The organism is Aquimarina algiphila (assembly GCF_007489275.1).
In the GTDB taxonomy this organism is placed as follows: Bacteria; Bacteroidota; Bacteroidia; order Flavobacteriales; family Flavobacteriaceae; genus Aquimarina; species Aquimarina algiphila.
Window position 1 is genome coordinate 24,919 of record NZ_VLNR01000022.1, and the last position, 17,048, is coordinate 41,966.

Annotated in this window: 14 protein-coding genes; 7 read left to right on the forward strand and 7 right to left on the reverse strand. The window is 32.2% G+C overall.

The window, feature by feature from the left end:
* Positions 1 to 15: 15 nt before the first annotated feature.
* The gene (locus FOF46_RS12100; RefSeq protein ID WP_143916628.1) at positions 16 to 2,592 is read right to left on the reverse strand and encodes an endonuclease; all 2,577 of its coding nucleotides are present in this window, start codon (positions 2,590 to 2,592) and stop codon (positions 16 to 18) included.
* 302 nt (positions 2,593 to 2,894) lie between these two features.
* Here FOF46_RS12100 and FOF46_RS12105 point away from each other — a divergent pair, with 302 nt between their 5' ends.
* The 5 genes from FOF46_RS12105 (at position 2,895) to FOF46_RS12115 (ending at position 4,324) form a co-directional block, all read left to right on the forward strand.
* Positions 2,895 to 3,080, forward strand: coding sequence for a hypothetical protein (locus FOF46_RS12105; protein ID WP_109435313.1), 186 nt, complete (start codon positions 2,895 to 2,897; stop codon positions 3,078 to 3,080).
* Positions 3,081 to 3,202: 122 nt separating this feature from the next.
* Positions 3,203 to 3,379, forward strand: a complete 177-nt coding sequence (locus FOF46_RS31515) for a hypothetical protein (RefSeq protein WP_160114085.1) — start codon at positions 3,203 to 3,205, stop codon at positions 3,377 to 3,379.
* A 174-nt stretch (positions 3,380 to 3,553) separates the two neighbouring features.
* Positions 3,554 to 3,739: a hypothetical protein gene (locus tag FOF46_RS12110; RefSeq protein ID WP_143916629.1), complete on the forward strand. Its 186-nt coding sequence runs from the start codon at positions 3,554 to 3,556 to the stop codon at positions 3,737 to 3,739.
* A 103-nt stretch (positions 3,740 to 3,842) separates the two neighbouring features.
* Positions 3,843 to 4,019, forward strand: a complete 177-nt coding sequence (locus tag FOF46_RS31520) for a hypothetical protein (protein WP_160114084.1) — start codon at positions 3,843 to 3,845, stop codon at positions 4,017 to 4,019.
* Positions 4,020 to 4,138: 119 nt separating this feature from the next.
* Positions 4,139 to 4,324 carry a hypothetical protein gene (locus FOF46_RS12115; protein ID WP_143916630.1) on the forward strand — a complete coding sequence of 62 codons (186 nt, stop codon included), beginning with the start codon at positions 4,139 to 4,141 and terminating at the stop codon, positions 4,322 to 4,324.
* 243 nt (positions 4,325 to 4,567) lie between these two features.
* On the opposite strand, the gene FOF46_RS12120 is transcribed toward FOF46_RS12115, so the two are convergent.
* From FOF46_RS12120 to FOF46_RS12145, 6 genes are all read right to left on the reverse strand, one after another.
* A complete protein-coding gene (locus FOF46_RS12120) occupies positions 4,568 to 5,758 on the reverse strand; it encodes an acetate/propionate family kinase (RefSeq protein ID WP_143916631.1) in 1,191 nt (396 codons plus the stop codon).
* 20 nt (positions 5,759 to 5,778) lie between these two features.
* A complete protein-coding gene (gene pta / locus FOF46_RS12125) occupies positions 5,779 to 7,872 on the reverse strand; it encodes a phosphate acetyltransferase (RefSeq protein ID WP_143916632.1) in 2,094 nt (697 codons plus the stop codon).
* Positions 7,873 to 8,052: 180 nt separating this feature from the next.
* The gene (locus FOF46_RS12130; RefSeq protein WP_143916633.1) at positions 8,053 to 9,153 is read right to left on the reverse strand and encodes a DUF2911 domain-containing protein; all 1,101 of its coding nucleotides are present in this window, start codon (positions 9,151 to 9,153) and stop codon (positions 8,053 to 8,055) included.
* Between the two features lie 209 nt (positions 9,154 to 9,362).
* Complete coding sequence (locus FOF46_RS12135; protein WP_143916634.1) at positions 9,363 to 10,430, reverse strand: hypothetical protein; 1,068 nt, start codon at positions 10,428 to 10,430, stop codon at positions 9,363 to 9,365.
* Positions 10,431 to 10,442: 12 nt separating this feature from the next.
* A complete protein-coding gene (locus FOF46_RS12140) occupies positions 10,443 to 10,841 on the reverse strand; it encodes a lipocalin family protein (protein WP_143916635.1) in 399 nt (132 codons plus the stop codon).
* A 258-nt stretch (positions 10,842 to 11,099) separates the two neighbouring features.
* Positions 11,100 to 12,329, reverse strand: coding sequence for a peroxiredoxin family protein (locus FOF46_RS12145; RefSeq protein ID WP_143916636.1), 1,230 nt, complete (start codon positions 12,327 to 12,329; stop codon positions 11,100 to 11,102).
* 147 nt (positions 12,330 to 12,476) lie between these two features.
* Here FOF46_RS12145 and pheT point away from each other — a divergent pair, with 147 nt between their 5' ends.
* The gene (pheT, locus tag FOF46_RS12150) at positions 12,477 to 14,912 is read left to right on the forward strand and encodes a phenylalanine--tRNA ligase subunit beta (RefSeq protein WP_143916637.1); all 2,436 of its coding nucleotides are present in this window, start codon (positions 12,477 to 12,479) and stop codon (positions 14,910 to 14,912) included.
* Positions 14,913 to 15,052: 140 nt separating this feature from the next.
* On the forward strand, positions 15,053 to 16,912 hold the full coding sequence (locus FOF46_RS12155) for a PQQ-binding-like beta-propeller repeat protein (protein WP_109435303.1): 1,860 nt from the start codon (positions 15,053 to 15,055) through the stop codon (positions 16,910 to 16,912).
* The last annotated feature ends 136 nt before the right edge of the window (positions 16,913 to 17,048 follow it).

Genomic DNA, 17,048 nt, shown 5'->3' on the forward strand with positions numbered 1-17,048 from the left:
AATATTGTCAAAACATTACTGAACTACTATTTTTGTTGAAACCGAACGGGTACCATCATTAAGTTCTATACTATACATACCTGATTTTACATCATTTAATTCTATTCTATTTTTTGTAGTTTTTCCAGATTTTATAATTCGACCACGCATATCAGTTAATTTAAAACTAATTTCACGGTTATCTCCAATACCTAAATTGACATAACTGGATGTCGGGTTAGGATATACTTGAGCTGAAAATATCTGGTTTTCATTCTCTAATTTACCATCAATACTAACCTCAGCTAATTCTTTGGTTTTAGAAACTGAAGCTCCAATATTTACTGTATAATCTTCTACTTCACCATAACCAAAAGTTTCACAAGAGGTTGGCGCTCCATTCCATTTCATAGAAACTCGCATTCTAGTTGTACCAGAACTGGCAGAAGTTGGAATCGTAAAATTATATGACAAATTACCTGGATTCGAAGTAGAACCTGTAACTACTTGTTCTGAAGCTTCAAAGGATCCATTTTTATTAAAATCGATCCAAACTGCCCAATGTTCGGTATAAGAAGCACTCACAAATCCAACACTTAACACAATTGTATTATCACCATAATTGAGGTTTCCTACCTGAGAAGTAAAATCACCATAACCTCCATTAGCTTGAGTAGTATTGGCAATACCTCCTATTCCAACATAATCAATAAACTCATAATTTATTGTATTTCCTTTTGATTCACAATAGGATACTATAATATCTTGTGTAGTTACAGTTATCGTATTACTTGATACAGAATTATTTCCTGCAGCATCATAAGCCTGTACTGTAAATGTATATGATGTTCCTGTTGTTAAACCAGACACAATATATGTTGTTGAGCCAGTAGTTGTTAACAATGTACCATCTTGAAATATAGAATACCCCTCAACATTAATATTATCGGTAGCAGCAGTCCAGGAAAGGTTCACACTATTTTCTGTGATATTAGAACCACTAAGGTTTGTAGGAACAGATGGAGCTTCTGTATCAACACTATTACCTCCTCCATTAAAAGTATGCTTTCCCAAATCATCAGTTGTATTTTGAGGGAAAGAATCCCATTCGATAGATTTATACGTAGACGAAGGAGATGAAATATCTGCTTTTCTTCTTAATGTAACATCTTTTGCAAAATTCGATGATCCTCCATTAAAATTTCCAATAATATCTATCAAAACATTATTTTTAAACAGACCTACAGGGTCATTACCATTAAAAGTCATCTCTGAAGCCCCAGAAGTTAAATCTGCAACATTTTTGATTGTATTAGAAGCTGAACTATTTGCTATAACAAAAACATCATTATTGGCTATACTTCCTGATAAATTTAATCCTCCGGACCAAGATCCAGAACCGTTAGTTTGTCGTTTTATTGTATATCCAGAAAGATTAACCAATGCTCCTGTATAATTTGCTATTTCTAATGCTTTATTATTTGATGATCCCTCTATATATTCTGAAAAAAATAATGCGGTTGCGTTACCTCCAGAAGAAGCGCTTTGAGTAGTTACCGTTATGGTGCTACTAGAAGCTGATATATTACCAGCAGCATCTTTTGCCCTTACAGAAAATGAATACGTTGTATTTGCTGTCAATCCTGAAGCACTATAACTAGTCGTTGTAGCCGAGGCCAAAAATGTATTGTTTCTATAAATATCATACCCGGTAACACCAACATTATCTGTAGATGTATTCCAAGATAGTACTGTAGAAGTTTGTGTTGTAGAATTAGATACTAAGTTACCCGGCACACTAGGAGCTTGAGTATCATTACCTCCCCCTACATTTCCGAACCTATCTTCTGCTTGTGGTCCTCCCCAAATTTGTGTCGCAAATGCCGGGTTATCGATAAATGGATTCCGGTTTCCTTGAATTCCTTCTAAGATTGGGTTACGCTGTAATTCTAATTGCGATACCGGATCTTCTGCATTCCACTCAAGAAATAATTGAAGCATATTACTATCACTTGTTGCAGGAGAACCAATACCAACATTTTTTGGTAAACAACGATCACCATAATGGATATACATATACATCATCATACGCGCTACGTCACCTTTAAATTCATCTCCAGGATACCAATGTCCTTGAGCCGTGGTTCCTGAGTTTCCAGAACCGTCTGCAAATTTTCTATTTCCTCTGGATGAATTACGTTGTACATCAGAAGGTCTTAGATGATGAGCATCAGAACCTGGGCCTGAAGAACCAAGATTTGGGTTTCCTAAAGATCTTGGATAGACATGTTCTCTATTCCAATCGGTAGATCCTCCTCCGTTATTATTCACTCCTCGAGTTCTGTCTGTTGTCGTATTTCCATCAGTATCACTAAATCCATAAATCAAAATTACATTAGAAGAGTCAGAAGGATCCAGGTCTGTTTGTTTTAGAGCATCCCAGACTCCTGGAGTATATGTAAGAAAAGTGGTATGTGTATTTATAACTTTATTACCCAATTCATTTTGTAGAGCGTTTCCAGATAAATTAAGATTAACATCATTATAATATGATGGTATTTGACTATAACCAATAATTGGAATAGCCAATAATAAAAGAATTATTTTTTTCATTGTGTTGTGAGTTAGTTTATTATGTGTGATTATGCGGATTCGAAACTAAAGTTATTTTCTTAGACTTACTATAGTCAAACGTTATCAAAACGTTACCTAGTATGTTGACAATCTAGGAATTAAAAAAAACATTTAATTCAAAATATTAAAAATCAAACCTTTACAAACCTTAACACTTGTTAATAAGTTATTTCTTACAACACAAAACCAATAAGAAGACCTTACATATTCGGTGGTTTTTATGTAACTGTTATTCAGTATTTTAAACTAAATTTAAGTACTAACATTTAAATATACACATCATGAAAAAAATCTTAAACCTAACAGGAGTTCAGAAGCTATCCAAGGAACAACAACAAGAAATAAAAGGTGCTTTTGGGCGCGCTACTTGTTGTCCTAATGGACGAGGATGTCTTATCAGTTTTGGTAACCAAAGTTTTTGCGAACCAGGATATTGTGATCGTTGGGGGCGATGTATTTTTGCCTAATCTCGATACTAATCATACAAAAAAGACAAACTTTAGGTTTGTCTTTTTTATTAGTAAATAATTCTAATTGGAATACCATTATAAGTCAAAAATTGAATTATTAACTTTTAAATATACACATTATGAAAAAAATCTTAAATCTAACAGGAGTTCAGAAACTATCTAAAGAACAACAACAAAATATTAATGGATCAGCTTCGAGAGGAGTTTGTTGTCCAAGTGGCAGAGGTTGTCTCATTGCCGGACGTTTTTGTGAACCAGGTCGTTGTAATCCTTGGGGAGGATGTGTCTTTTACTAAAAACATAAACAAAACACACATAATCAACACCTTAACCTGTTTAACCCTTTTAATTTAATACCCCAAATTTATAAATATCATGAACATAAACTTGTATTCCCAATAAACGTCTTATAACTTTAGAATACATATTTATACCTGAATTTTAATTACTAACTTTTAAATATTTACACAATGAAAACAATATTGAAGCTAACAGGAGTGCAAAAACTAAGTAAAAAAGAACAACAGGATGTAAATGGAGCCAATTTTTCCAGACCTTATTGCAATGGCCCTAATAGATGCTGTGTAAGAACTCCAAGTGGAATAGAATTTTGTGACTATGGATACTGTGTTAGTGGCAGATGTATCTGGGCATAATAAAATATAAATAATGAAAAGAGGATGACTTTATTGCATAAGGTGATCCTTTTTTGGTTAGAAAGCATATCTCAATTCGTATTAACTTTAAATTAAATATATAATGAAGAAAATCTTAAATCTAACAGGGGTTCAGAAATTATCCAAAGAACAACAAGGTCAAATTAAAGGTGCAGCTTTCGCTGGTTGTTGTAGTCCAAACAGGTGCCGAGTAAGCTTTCCAGGAGGAAGTTTTTGTGAGCCTGGACGTTGCACAAGTTTTGGTTGTATCTTTTACTAAGAACGCAATTAGTATAAAAAGACAAACTTTAGGTTTGTCTTTTTTATTAGTGAATAATTCTAATTGGAATACTATTCTAAATCAAAAATTGGATTATTAACTTTTAAATATATACAAAAATGAAAAAAATTTTAAATCTTACAGGAGTTCAGAAATTATCTAAAGAACAACAACAAGAAATAAAAGGTGCTATAAGAAATTACGGTTGTTGCAATAGTCAACAATGTCGTGTAAAACTAGCGGGTGGTGCTTTTGGTTGTGAATATTCACTTTGTATTGATGGTTTTTGTCAATACTTGTATTAAACACTAATCGTAAAAATTATTCTTGTTAAAAAAATCTTAGAATTAAGTAGAGTTCAGAAATTATTCAAATGAACATTAAGGAAGAATTAAAGGAACCAGAAGAAATCCAGGATACTTTAATATTCAATGTGATCTAAGAGGTATAGGTAATTCTCTTTGTCTAAATAGTATATGTACAAATCTCTATTACAAAATTCTAAAACAACCTCTTATTTCAAAAAACAAGAGGTTGTTTTTAAGTCATTATGAGGACAGCACTTCAAATGATTGCTTAGCAATCTCTAATTCTTCATTTGTTGGGATAACCAATATTTTTACTTTTGAAGAAGGTAAGTTAATCTCTCGAATCTCTTTTGATCGTATCTCGTTTTGTTTTGTATCTAATTGAATCCCAAGGAACTCTTGATCATTACACACTAACTCTCTAATAACACTAGAGTTCTCCCCTATTCCTGCAGTAAATACAATAGCATCTAAACCGTTCATTACCGATGCATAAGCACCAATAAATTTTTTGATTCGATATGCATTCATCTGTAATGCCAATTTACAATCTGAATTTCCTTTTTCTGCTTCGGCTTCAATATCTCTTAAATCACTATATCCTGTTAACCCCAGCATTCCACTTTCTTTTTGTAAGAGGTTATTTACTTCATCTAATGAATACCCTAGCGAGTTTACCATATAAAAAATAACCGCCGGATCAATATCACCGCATCGTGTCCCCATAATTAAACCATTCATAGGTGCAAACCCCAAAGTATGATCAATACTTTTACCATCTTTGATCGCTGTCATACTACATCCATTCCCTAAGTGAATCGTAATAATTTTTGAGTTCTTTTTCTTTTCCAAAAACGCTATTGCTTTTTCTGAAACATATTTATGACTAGTTCCATGAAAGCCATAAACCCTAATATTATTCTCATCCAAAAATGTATTGGGAATTGCGTATTTATAAGCATCAACAGGCATGGTTTGGTGAAAGGCTGTATCAAATACTGCAACTTGTTTTGCCTCAGGAAAAATTTCTTCAGCTACCAGGATTCCTTCAAGATTAGCAGGATTATGCAATGGAGCTAATACTGATAGTTTTTCTATTTTTTGTTTTACTTCTTCAGTAATTTCAACTGTTTCAGCAAAAGTACTCCCTCCATGAACCACCCTATGCCCTACGGCTTCAATTTCTGAAGCTGCCTGAATAACGCCTATTTCTTTATCCATTAAATAACTTGCAATAAATTGCAAACCATCCTTATGATTATTAATTATCTCTGTCGCTTCAATTTTATTGATATCTGACCGATAGCTAATTTTTGCATTATCCAATCCAATACGTTCTACCAATCCAGAGCAAATAACTTTTGCCTCTGGCATGGTAAATAATTGAAACTTTATCGATGAACTTCCTGAGTTTAATACAAGTATTTGCATGATCTTCTTTTCTCTTTTTTTTATAATCCTTGAGCTTGAATTGCAGTAATAATCACCGTATTGTATACATCATCTACAGTACATCCCCTACTTAGGTCATTTACGGGTTTATTTAACCCTTGTAACATTGGACCTATTGCTAATGCACCTGTTTCTCTCTGCACAGCTTTGTATGTATTGTTTCCTGTGTTTAAATCTGGAAAAATTAAAACACTGGCCTGACCTGCAACTTCGGATTCCGGAAGTTTACTTTGTCCTACTCTCATGTCTACCGCAGCATCATATTGTATCGGACCTTCTATTTTAAGATCAGGACGCTTCTCTTTAACAATCGAAGTTGCAGTTCTTACTATTTCTACATCCTCACCTTTACCAGAATTCCCTGATGAATATGACAGCATTGCAACCTTTGGTTCGATCCCAAAAGCAGCAGCAGACTCTGAAGAAGAAATTGCTATTTCTGCTAATTCTTCGGCGTTTGGATTTGGATTTATCGCGCAATCACCAAATACCGAAACTCGATCTTCGAGACACATAAAAAATACAGAAGAAACCACTTTTACTCCTGGTTTTGTCTTAATAAACTGTAGTGCTGGACGAATAGTATGCTGAGTAGTATGAACTGCTCCCGAAACCATTCCGTCGGCATGTCCCATATAGATCATCATTGTACCAAAATATGATACATCTGCCATCATATCTTTAGCCATATCCAGGTTTACATTTTTATGCTTTCTCAATTCATAAAATGTCTGTACATAATCATCATAATGAGGAGATTCTGTTGGGAAAACAATATTTACTTTACTAAAATCAATTGGGATATCGAGTTGTGTAACTTTATTTTTTATTTTTTTTTCATTTCCGATTAAGGTAATGTCTACAACTCCGGAAGCTAATAATCTTGAAGTTGCCCTTAAAATTCTTTCATCGGATCCTTCAGGAAGAACAATATGCTTTTTATGCTTTAATACACGTCTTAATAAATTATACTGAAACATACGTGGTGTTAACCCCTCTGATTTAAAAGTAATCATTCTATCTGCCAGGCGATCTTCATTAGCATATTTCTCGAATGTACTTATAGAGGTGTTTATTTTTTGTAAATTATCCAAATAAACTTTTGATTTAATAGCTCCTATCCTATTCGCAATAGAAAATGTGCCACTTGGAACGGCTATAATCGGAAATGATAAAGAAACCCCTTCTATAAGTTTAAGAATTGATTGTTCAGGAATTATTCCCCCTGTTAATATAATTCCTGAAATCTTAGGGTAGTTATCAGAAATATTTGCCTGTAACACTCCCAAAATAATATCTGCACGATCCCCAGGTGTAATCACCAGACTATTATCCTTAAGATGAGTTAAATAGTTTCGTAATTGCATGGCTCCCACTCCAAAACTACCTGCTTGATTATTTAAATATTCTTTACCAAACAAAACATTTCCATCTAACTCATTGACAATCTCTTTGATTGTTGGATTTAATAAAGAATTGATCTTAGGAATTACAATTCGATCTACCTCATTAGTGAAATCATTTTCAAAAACACGTTCTAATCCATCTTCATTCCCTTGGGTAACTTTGTTTGCAACAACGGCCAAAACTTCAACATCTTTACTATTAAAAGTATCATAGGCGAGCTTTAAATTACCTACAATTTCTTTATTGGTCTTATCCAATCCACTGGCTACTATTACTGCCGGAATTCCTAAATTTTTTGCTATAACAACATTTATGTCAAACTCAATAATACTGCCTTCATCAGAAAAGTCGGTTCCTTCTACAAGGACAAAATCGAATTTTTCTTCAAGATTTTTATATTTTGTTATAATACCATCTATAATCTCTCCTGCCTTACCTTCATTATACTTCTGAAGCACTTCACTTCTGGTATACGCATATGCTTTTTTGAAATTAATATCTAACTCAAAATGAGAAATTACAGTATTGATATGGTTATCTACTTCTCCTGCTGCAGGATCATCAATTATTGGTCTAAAGTATCCTACCCGGGCAACCTTGCCCAGAAGCATACGCATCATCCCTAAAACAACAATAGATTTACCACTATTCGGTTCGATAGTAGCAATATAAATGGCTTTACTCATGTACATAAATTTGGTGTATACAAAGATACGGTAATGCACTAATGTACCATAAAATCATATGATATTAAAACTGTTTTCTACGATACTATTATGTTATTAACAGTTTGATTTTAATTTCAATAAAAAAAGGTTTAGAAAAACTCTAAACCTTCTTTAAAAAACTATAAATTTTGATTTTTTTTAATTTATATCTTCTCCTTTTTTAAGTTTCTCAAGAGCAGCCGTTAACCTTGGTTTAAATCTTTCTGGTGCTTTTGTCATTGCTATATTTAAAGATTTTACGGCATTTTTATAATCTCCTTTTGCAGAATATGCCCTTGCCAAACCAAAATTTGAAGGCCATGCACCGTTATTATTCTTTACATTATCTTTTAAAATAGCTAACGCTTTATCATTTTGTTTTTGGCTAATCAATCCGGTTCCTAATTGAAAAACCTGACTTGCATTACCTAATTTAGCTGCTTTATCAACAAGTGTCATAGCATCATTTGTTTTTCCTTGTTTTACTAAGATCTGTGATTTAAGAGATAAATTTGAGAATGTTTCTTTGCTAAAAAAGTTCCCGCTAATAGAACCATTAATCCACTCTAAAGCTTTGTCTAATTCACCTGCATTAAAAGCATAATTTGCTGCATTATCCCAATTTGATTGAGTAAACCCTGAAGTATTACGAAGGTCATTTTTAATTCCCGCCATTACTATGCTCTTTACATCTACTTCTATTTTAAACGGAATTTCTTTTTTCTCCCATCGTAGAGCCGCTACAGTACTATTGGCTTCAATTATAGGGAACGAAAAGCTCAAAATTTCTGTGTGTGGTGCCTCTTTAGTTTTGACATCTACTCTTAAAGCATCTTCTTTTTCATCATAAAAATAACTTCCCCAAGAAGTAGAATTATTAGAAAATATTATGGTAGCTCCTCCATCTTCTTTTAATGCTATATGTAAACCATAGATTCCTGCCTTAATATCTTTTCCTTCTACCTTTACGTCATTTGTAAATTCAATAGTTGTATTAAGATTAGCTCCGGCTCTCCAAGGTGCTGCCTTTGATGTACCAAAACCAAGGTCATTATAACCATAAGGTACTAATTTGCCCCATATTTCGCGTTCTTTTACACTAGGTCTTCCATAATCAATTGTAATATTAGTAATTCCCACACGTTGCATTACCTGTGCACGTTGGCTTCCCTCGGGCGTCTTTAATTGTGCCTTCGTATCAATTGTGAATAGCATCATTGCTGCCGCAATACATGCGATAATAAGGTTGGAGTTTTTCATGACTGACTTTTTGATTTAATAATTATTTACAAATAGAAATCGATCTCGATTTCTACCCCAAAACAATGTAAGAGGTAATTATTAATCCTAATGTTACGATAGTGTTAAACTCAATAAAAAATTAATAATAGATTGTTAAACCACTCTTTACTTAACAACTAATTAACAAAACTATATTGCTATTATTTTTAAGGACATGCTTTAGCTTCTTAAAAATTAACCCCTAATTCCAATTCAAAACCAAAATCTGTTTTATATACTTTGGATGTTTGAACTTGTTGAAATATATTAGCTCCTATAACAATCCCAAAGTCTTTAAAAGGGATAAGTTTTATCCCTTGTTTTGCGTTTATACCTATCAAAAAATTAGTCCGTTTCCTGTTTTCTGTGTTTCTTGTAACTTCAACACCTATTGGCACTCCAATACCTAAACCAACATATACTCCCGGGAACATTTTAAAATATCCATCAAAACCTGCTCCTAGTGCAAAATAATCAACAGATTTGTATCCTTTATTCCTCAATGACTCTGGCTTTATTTTATAGGTACTATACGATAATACAAACGGTAAAATAAAACGATCTTCACTATCTGAAAATCCTATATAACTAATGTTATACCCTTCTCTATTTTTACTAAAAAGTTGTTTATATGTTAAAATATCAAACCACTTACCCAATTTGGGTACTGTAGCCAAAGAAATTGGTTCTTTGGATGCCCTAAACTCTAATGTATCCTTTTCAGAAGTTTTATTTTCTTTATAGTTTTTTACAAAAAGTTGCATGCAATATTCTAATGTTGCTCTAATATTCTTTTCATGACTTTCAAATATTCCCGATGTATTCGATATGTCAAAAATCTGATCTTCGTAATGATTAATATTAAAAATTTCTTTTAATGAATTTTCTTTTTTTTCAAAGAAAATTAGATGCGCATATGCTCTTGTTGTTACAGTATTTATAGCACTTTGTGATTGCTGTATTTCTAATGCTTTAATTTTAATATAAATTGGCGTAGCTTCTTTTGAAAAAGGAAAAGAAACATCCATAAATTCCTGAATTGCTTTTGACGCATTTGGATTTAATATTACTGTACTTTGTTTTCCTGAGCTATTATCTACATTACCTAATGACTTTTCTTTTCTTTCGTCCCTTATATCCTTTACATATATTGATATATTATCTGTTTCAAAGAGAACTGTATTAAGACGAATCCTTTCTTGAGCGAATGTTGTAAAGGATATAACTAAAAGCAGTATTGTGCATTTATATTTCATAATCCCTCAATTTTATAAATGACTATTATACACAACTTCGACTTCTTTAATCTCTGCTACGTCAAAGCGCAGTATTAAGTTCTCAAAACTTAAACTTACGATATAGGCTTTTATCGTTTCATTGTTATCATCGATCATCAAAATATAACCACCATTATTATTTAATATCCAGGTTCCGGTTTCTATTGTATTTTCTGACTTAGAAACAAATGTTCCATCTTCCTTAAAATGTATATAATCATTCTTTTCTTTTTTGGATGGTGAATACTCTTTGCTCTTAATTTTATAACTATTCAAATGCCAGATTTCAAACAAATTAGTCTTGTCTATTTTTTGAGCATTGATAGTATTGATAAAAAAGATTAATCCTATTCCTATTAAAGCAAAGGCCATTTTGATTTTATATTCCATATCGTTATTCTAATGTTTTGAACAAAAATATAGATCGCAAAAAGTATGGTGTTTGTTCTTTTTGGACAAAAACAAAAAATTGATTTTGTTAAGAAAACTTAAGTTTAAAATGGATCAGAAAACTATAAGGTTACTTTTATAGATAGTAGTGTTATGCAGAAAATTGAGCCTTAATGTATTGTATCTTTAGCTATGTATCAGTAAAACTCTACCAGCATGATACTATCACGATGGTAGAGTTTTATCTATTTAATATACTTATTCTTTTGATAATTGATCAACAAATTCTTCAAATTCCTTTTTGAAATCAACATATTTTTGACCTGTCGCGGGCCCATTAAAACCTGTATGGATTTTACGTACTTTCCCCTTTTTATCTATAAAAATGGTCGTAGGATAGGATAACACATGATTAAGCATAGGTAATTTCTCTTGTGCCTTTTGTTTGTCTGAGGTACCATATTGAGCAAGAAGAATTGGATATTCTACATTTAATTTTTCTTTCAGTCTCTTTATTGACTTAAAGGCCTTTTCTTCAGTTTTTGCATATTCAAAAGCTAAGGCGACAAGCTTTACATCTTCAGAAGTGTTACGATTATAAAAATCTACATAGTACTTAGTTTCATCCATACAATTTGGACACCAGGTACCCATAATCTGCACTACTACTACTTTGTTTTTAAACTGTTCATCCTGAAGTGAAACTTCTTTTCCATTGGTATCAGGAAAACTAAACGTCAAACTATCATACCCTTCTCTTAAGAACGTTAATGAATCTTCAGACGGTAATTTAAAGTGCTCATTTCTTTTGGCAACAAACGGTTCTTTCCAATGGTTTCCAGAATAGAAAGAGCCATTAAGGGTACTATCTGTTACTTGCGCTGTAAACAGAAATGCATGCGCACCATCAAAAGTAGATAATTGCAACTCATTATTATTCATTACTCCTTCTAAGTAACGGTAGTCCCCGGTGGTTGTTCTAAATGTTCCTGTAACAATATTTCCATTTTGTTTAAAAATCCCTTTAGCAATATATCTATCTTCTTTATTGTCTTCACTAAAAACAGCCTCCCAATTCCCTGTAATATTGTATTCTTCCTTTGATTCAATATCAAATCTATCCTGTTCTCCATATTTTGCTTCAAATGGTACTACTCTATCCAAACTTTCTTTAATAAAACTACCCGAAATAGTCACAGAATCCACAAATTTTGCTGCAACATATCCTTCAAATACAGGAAACTTGATGGTAATTGAATCTCCACTGACCACAACTTCATCAACATTTATAGTTTCTTCTGCATTAAAAATCTTTAAAGTATGATCTTCCATAACCTCCATTAAAAAAGGCAGTTTTTTATTGTCCTGAACTTCTAACGTTGCTCTCCAAGGACCACTTTTAAGATGCATTATTTTGCTGGTTTGATCTTTCTTACAAGAAGAAACAATAACTAAAGAGAATAAGATAAGTGTGATAATTCTTTTCATTATAGAAATTTTATAAAGAGTCCGGAAAGTTACTTAAAACTTACCGAATTATTTCAGTTCATTTTATATAAACATTTTGGTATCTGTTTATTTTAACAGGCAGATTCAATATATTATCTTTACCGACTGAATTAAGAAAGATCACAAATGAAGATTTCATATAACTGGCTAAAACAATTTGCTAACCTAGATTGGGATGCAGAAAAAACGGGTGAACTCCTTACTGATTTAGGACTAGAAGTTGAAGGAATAGAAGCTTACCAAAGTGTAAAAGGAGGTTTAGAAGGAGTTGTTGTAGGGCAAGTTCTTAACTGTGAGAAACATCCAAATGCAGATAAACTAAAAATCACAAAAGTTGATTTAGGAAATGGAGAACCTGTTCAGATTGTATGTGGAGCACCTAATGTATCTGCTGGCCAAAAAGTACCAGTTGCAACTATCGGAACTAAGCTTTATGACGATAAAGGTGAAGAATGGACTATAAAAAAAGGAAAAATCAGAGGCGAAGAAAGTCATGGAATGATTTGTGCCGAAGATGAATTAGGATTAGGAAAAGGTCATGACGGAATCATGGTTCTTAATTCTGACATTCCTGTTGGGACAAAGGCTGCAGAAATATTTGATATCGAAAATGACTATGTTTTTGAGATAGGACTAACTCCAAATCGTGCTGATGCAATGAGTCACTGGGGTACAGCAAGAGATCTAAAAGCTGGTCTACTTCAAAAAGATCTTAATATAGAACTTATTACTCCGTCTGTGAGTAATTTTAGAGTAGAAAATCGATTAAAGAAAATCGATATCGAAGTTACTAATCAAGATTTAGCACCTAGATATTGCGGTTTAACAATTTCTGATATTAAAGTAAAAGAATCTCCATCTTGGTTACAACATAGACTAAAAGCTATCGGAATAACCCCTAAAAATAATGTAGTCGATGTCACCAATTATGTATTACATGAGCTGGGACAGCCTTTACATGCATTTGACGCACATTATATTGAAGGTGATAAAATTGAAGTAAAAACAGTAGAGGCAGGAACAAAGTTCACAACTCTTGATGAAGTAGAAAGAGAATTACACGAGGAAGATTTAATGATCTGTGATGCTGTTAAACCTCTTTGTATTGCAGGAGTATTTGGAGGAATGAACTCTGGAGTTTCAGAAACAACGACTTCTATTTTCTTGGAAAGTGCATATTTTAACCCCGTTAGTATTAGAAAGACGGCAAAAAGACATAGTCTAAATACAGACGCTTCTTTTAGATTTGAACGCGGTATTGATCCCAATATTACAGAGTACGCATTAAAAAGAGCCGCACTACTAATACAGGAACTTGCTGGTGGAAATATCTCTAGTGAAATACTAGATCTATATCCTAAAAAAATCGAAGATTTTCAAGTGTTTTTGTCTTTTGAAAACGCAACCAAACTTATTGGAGAAGAACTTCCTCAAGAAACTATAAAACAGATTCTAACCTCGTTAGATATCAAAATTAATAGCGTTACAGAAAGTGGGATTGGTCTTACCATTCCTTCTTATAGAAATGACGTACAAAGAGAAGCCGATGTTATAGAAGAAATTCTAAGAGTATACGGGTATAACAATATTGCATTTACTCAAAAATTAAATGCCTCGATCTCTAATATTGATAAATTTTCAGATCATAATGTGCAAAACATAATATCAAATCAACTGGCAGGGCAGGGATTTAATGAGATGATGGCAAACTCGCTTACTACACCAGAATATATTCATTTAAGCGAACAGTTAAAAACTGAAAATAATGTAGAAATGCTTAATCCGCTTAGTAATGATTTAGCAGTAATGCGACAGTCTATGCTCTTCTCTGGTTTAGAAGCTGTATCTTATAATAGTAACAGAAAAAGAGCAGATCTTAAATTTTTTGAATTCGGTAAAACTTATCATCATTATCAAGAAGATAGTAGAATAGAAAACAAGCATTTAAGTATCATTATTACAGGAAACCGGTCTAAAGAAAGTTGGAGAATTAATAACAGCTCCCAAGTTAGCGACTTCTTTTATTTAAAAGGTGTTGTATTATCTGTATTGGAACGCCTAAGTATAAACAGATTAAAAACAACTCCAATAAAAAACGATATATTTTCTGAAGGGATTTCATTAACTGTCGGAAAAGCTAAAGTTGTTGATTTTGGAATTATTAAAAAATCAATTCTTAAGCATTTTTCTATTGCTCAAGAAGTACTTTATGCTGATTTTAATTGGGATGCTGTTTTAGAGTATGCAAAACATAATAAAGTAAAGTATTCTGATATTTCAAAATTTCAAGAGGTACGTCGGGATTTTGCTCTTCTTTTGGATAATGATGTAAAATTTGAAGAAATTCATACCATTGCCAAACAGACCGAAAAACAACTATTAAAAGATATAAATTTGTTTGATGTTTATCAAGGTAAAAATCTACCTAAAGGTAAAAAATCATATGCAGTAAGCTTTACTCTACTTGACGAAAAGAAAACACTTACAGATAAACAAATTGACAAAATTATGAACAAACTACAACATAATTTTGAAAATAAGCTAGGTGCAGAACTTAGATAAAACAACTTAGGATACGCTTTAAAAGCGCATCCCAAGTTGTTTAGAACTTCTAATTTGATACGACAAATTTGTGGATAATCATATTTTGTTGCATTTTTGGCGTGCCTAAACTTATTTTTTCTAACTAAACACTCAACCAAATGAAAAAAATCTATGTCATTTTTCTGGCAATTTTATCAATTAGTTTTGGATATTCACAAGACAAACTTTGGGAAGTTGATCTCAAAGAAACACTATACGAAGTAGGTTGGATCAAGCAATCTAATGATGGTCTTATTATCGCTTCTGGTGCAAAAGGTTTATTAGCCATGAACAACACCACTGGAGAAACCGTATGGCATAATAAAGAACTTAAAGCTGTTGATAAAAACACTTTTCTTACCATTGATGGTTTACCTCTTTTTTATGTTGAATATATACCACTAGCTGGTAAAACAAGAGGTATTATTATTAACTCTAGTAATGGAGACATTGTTTTTGATACTAAAGATGATGGTTATAGAATAAAAGACTTTACCATATTACAAAATAATGGTGTAATCCTTTTTGAACTGACTAAAGACAAAGAACGCTATCTTATGAGTTTCAGTCTAAAAACTTGGAAAAAAGAATGGATAACAGCGCTTGGAGAAAGTAAGGGCTTCATTAAAAGCCTTATTTCAAAAAGAAGTTTTATAGATCATGGACCATATTTTAACAAAGAGAATAATTTGATTATCGGTATCAAAAATCAAATATTTACTATAAATGGTACTAATGGAGAAATTGTATGGAAACACGAAGCTGATAAGCGAATTAAAGCATTGGTATATTCTGACATTAATAACAGCCTTTATCTTGGTATCAAAAAATCCAATAAACTTACAGTACTAGACCCCATAAATGGAAGTGATATAACTCCCGGTAAATTAAAACTACGAGGAACACTAATAGATGTACGTCCAGATGAAGCTAACAATCTAATTGTTGTAGAAACAGAAGGTTTTAATATTATTGATCCAAAAACAAATGTGTTTAAATGGAAAAAAAGCTTCAAAATAGATTTTCTAGACGAAGTAATTCCTCATCCAAAAGGTTTTATTGCCATTGGTAAGCATGAAAAAGATGGTACTATAGCTCTAGTTAATCCCGAAGGAGATAAAATCTGGGATAGTAAAGTTAAAGGATATGCATATTATGTGACTCCTACAGAAAAAGGTATTATGTATGTATCTACTGAAAGATCAAATATTCTTGATTTTGTAAAAGGAAAAGATGTATGGGATAAAGATGTGAAATTTAAATCAATCCCGGCAGTTACTTATGATGAAAAGGAAGAAAAAGTAGTACTTTTTGAGAATAAAAAGGGATACAAATTTGATTTAAAATCTGGACAAATAGAATTATTTGCAGAAGATATCGCTCTAGAAAATGTGAAAAAGAAAACCCCACTTGTTGCAGAATATGTAAAAGATGGCGGATATCTATTATTTACCGAACAACATATCTCCTTGTTATCTCCTACAGGAACCTTAAAGTATACTCAGTATTATGAACCTGCATCTAGTCTAAAAGGTTTTGCACAAATGGCTGAAATAGGATTAGCAGTGGCTGGTGTAGATCTTGATATTGGTGGAGCTTTGGAAAATATTGATCAACTTTCTGCCTTGTCTAGCGGTGTTTACAGAAGATCAACAGATCAAAATGATGGTACAGCTACAGAATCTATGGTAGCTGGCTTATATGTTGGAGACGGTCAAAATATGGCTACTGTTTTTGAAATTACAAAAACCAGATACTCTAATTCAAAAAGTATTAAGGACCATCAATTTATAGTAGCAAAAATAAAAAGCGACACTGCTCCTACAAAGCATTCTATAAATATGATTAACAAAAAAACCGGAGCAATTGATAAACAAATTGATCTTTTAGATAAAACACCAAACTATCTAATAGATGTGATCGATGATGTTATTTTCATTAATGAAAAAAATCATTTGATTTCTTCATATAAGTTTTAGAGATACTAAAATTTAAAACTTAATTTCAAAAGAGGCTGTTTTATGAAACAGTCTCTTTTTTTTGATTTATTTGTATTTGACTTTTTTTGAAATTAATCACCATCCTATCGTACACAAATTAGTTCTAAAACTTATA

What these genes read in the sequence shown, in the direction of transcription:
- FOF46_RS12130 (WP_143916633.1), bottom strand. Translation starts at nt 9,153, where the DNA reads ATGAAAAACTCCAACCTTATTATCGCATGTATTGCGGCAGCAATGATG.
- FOF46_RS12140 (WP_143916635.1), bottom strand. Translation starts at nt 10,841, where the DNA reads ATGGAATATAAAATCAAAATGGCCTTTGCTTTAATAGGAATAGGATTA.
- FOF46_RS12115 (WP_143916630.1), top strand. Translation starts at nt 4,139, where the DNA reads ATGAAAAAAATTTTAAATCTTACAGGAGTTCAGAAATTATCTAAAGAA.
- FOF46_RS12135 (WP_143916634.1), bottom strand. Translation starts at nt 10,430, where the DNA reads ATGAAATATAAATGCACAATACTGCTTTTAGTTATATCCTTTACAACA.
- FOF46_RS12120 (WP_143916631.1), bottom strand. Translation starts at nt 5,758, where the DNA reads ATGCAAATACTTGTATTAAACTCAGGAAGTTCATCGATAAAGTTTCAA.
- FOF46_RS12155 (WP_109435303.1), top strand. Translation starts at nt 15,053, where the DNA reads ATGAAAAAAATCTATGTCATTTTTCTGGCAATTTTATCAATTAGTTTT.
- FOF46_RS31520 (WP_160114084.1), top strand. Translation starts at nt 3,843, where the DNA reads ATGAAGAAAATCTTAAATCTAACAGGGGTTCAGAAATTATCCAAAGAA.
- FOF46_RS12110 (WP_143916629.1), top strand. Translation starts at nt 3,554, where the DNA reads ATGAAAACAATATTGAAGCTAACAGGAGTGCAAAAACTAAGTAAAAAA.
- FOF46_RS12100 (WP_143916628.1), bottom strand. Translation starts at nt 2,592, where the DNA reads ATGAAAAAAATAATTCTTTTATTATTGGCTATTCCAATTATTGGTTAT.
- FOF46_RS31515 (WP_160114085.1), top strand. Translation starts at nt 3,203, where the DNA reads ATGAAAAAAATCTTAAATCTAACAGGAGTTCAGAAACTATCTAAAGAA.
- pta (WP_143916632.1), bottom strand. Translation starts at nt 7,872, where the DNA reads ATGAGTAAAGCCATTTATATTGCTACTATCGAACCGAATAGTGGTAAA.
- FOF46_RS12105 (WP_109435313.1), top strand. Translation starts at nt 2,895, where the DNA reads ATGAAAAAAATCTTAAACCTAACAGGAGTTCAGAAGCTATCCAAGGAA.
- FOF46_RS12145 (WP_143916636.1), bottom strand. Translation starts at nt 12,329, where the DNA reads ATGAAAAGAATTATCACACTTATCTTATTCTCTTTAGTTATTGTTTCT.
- pheT (WP_143916637.1), top strand. Translation starts at nt 12,477, where the DNA reads ATGAAGATTTCATATAACTGGCTAAAACAATTTGCTAACCTAGATTGG.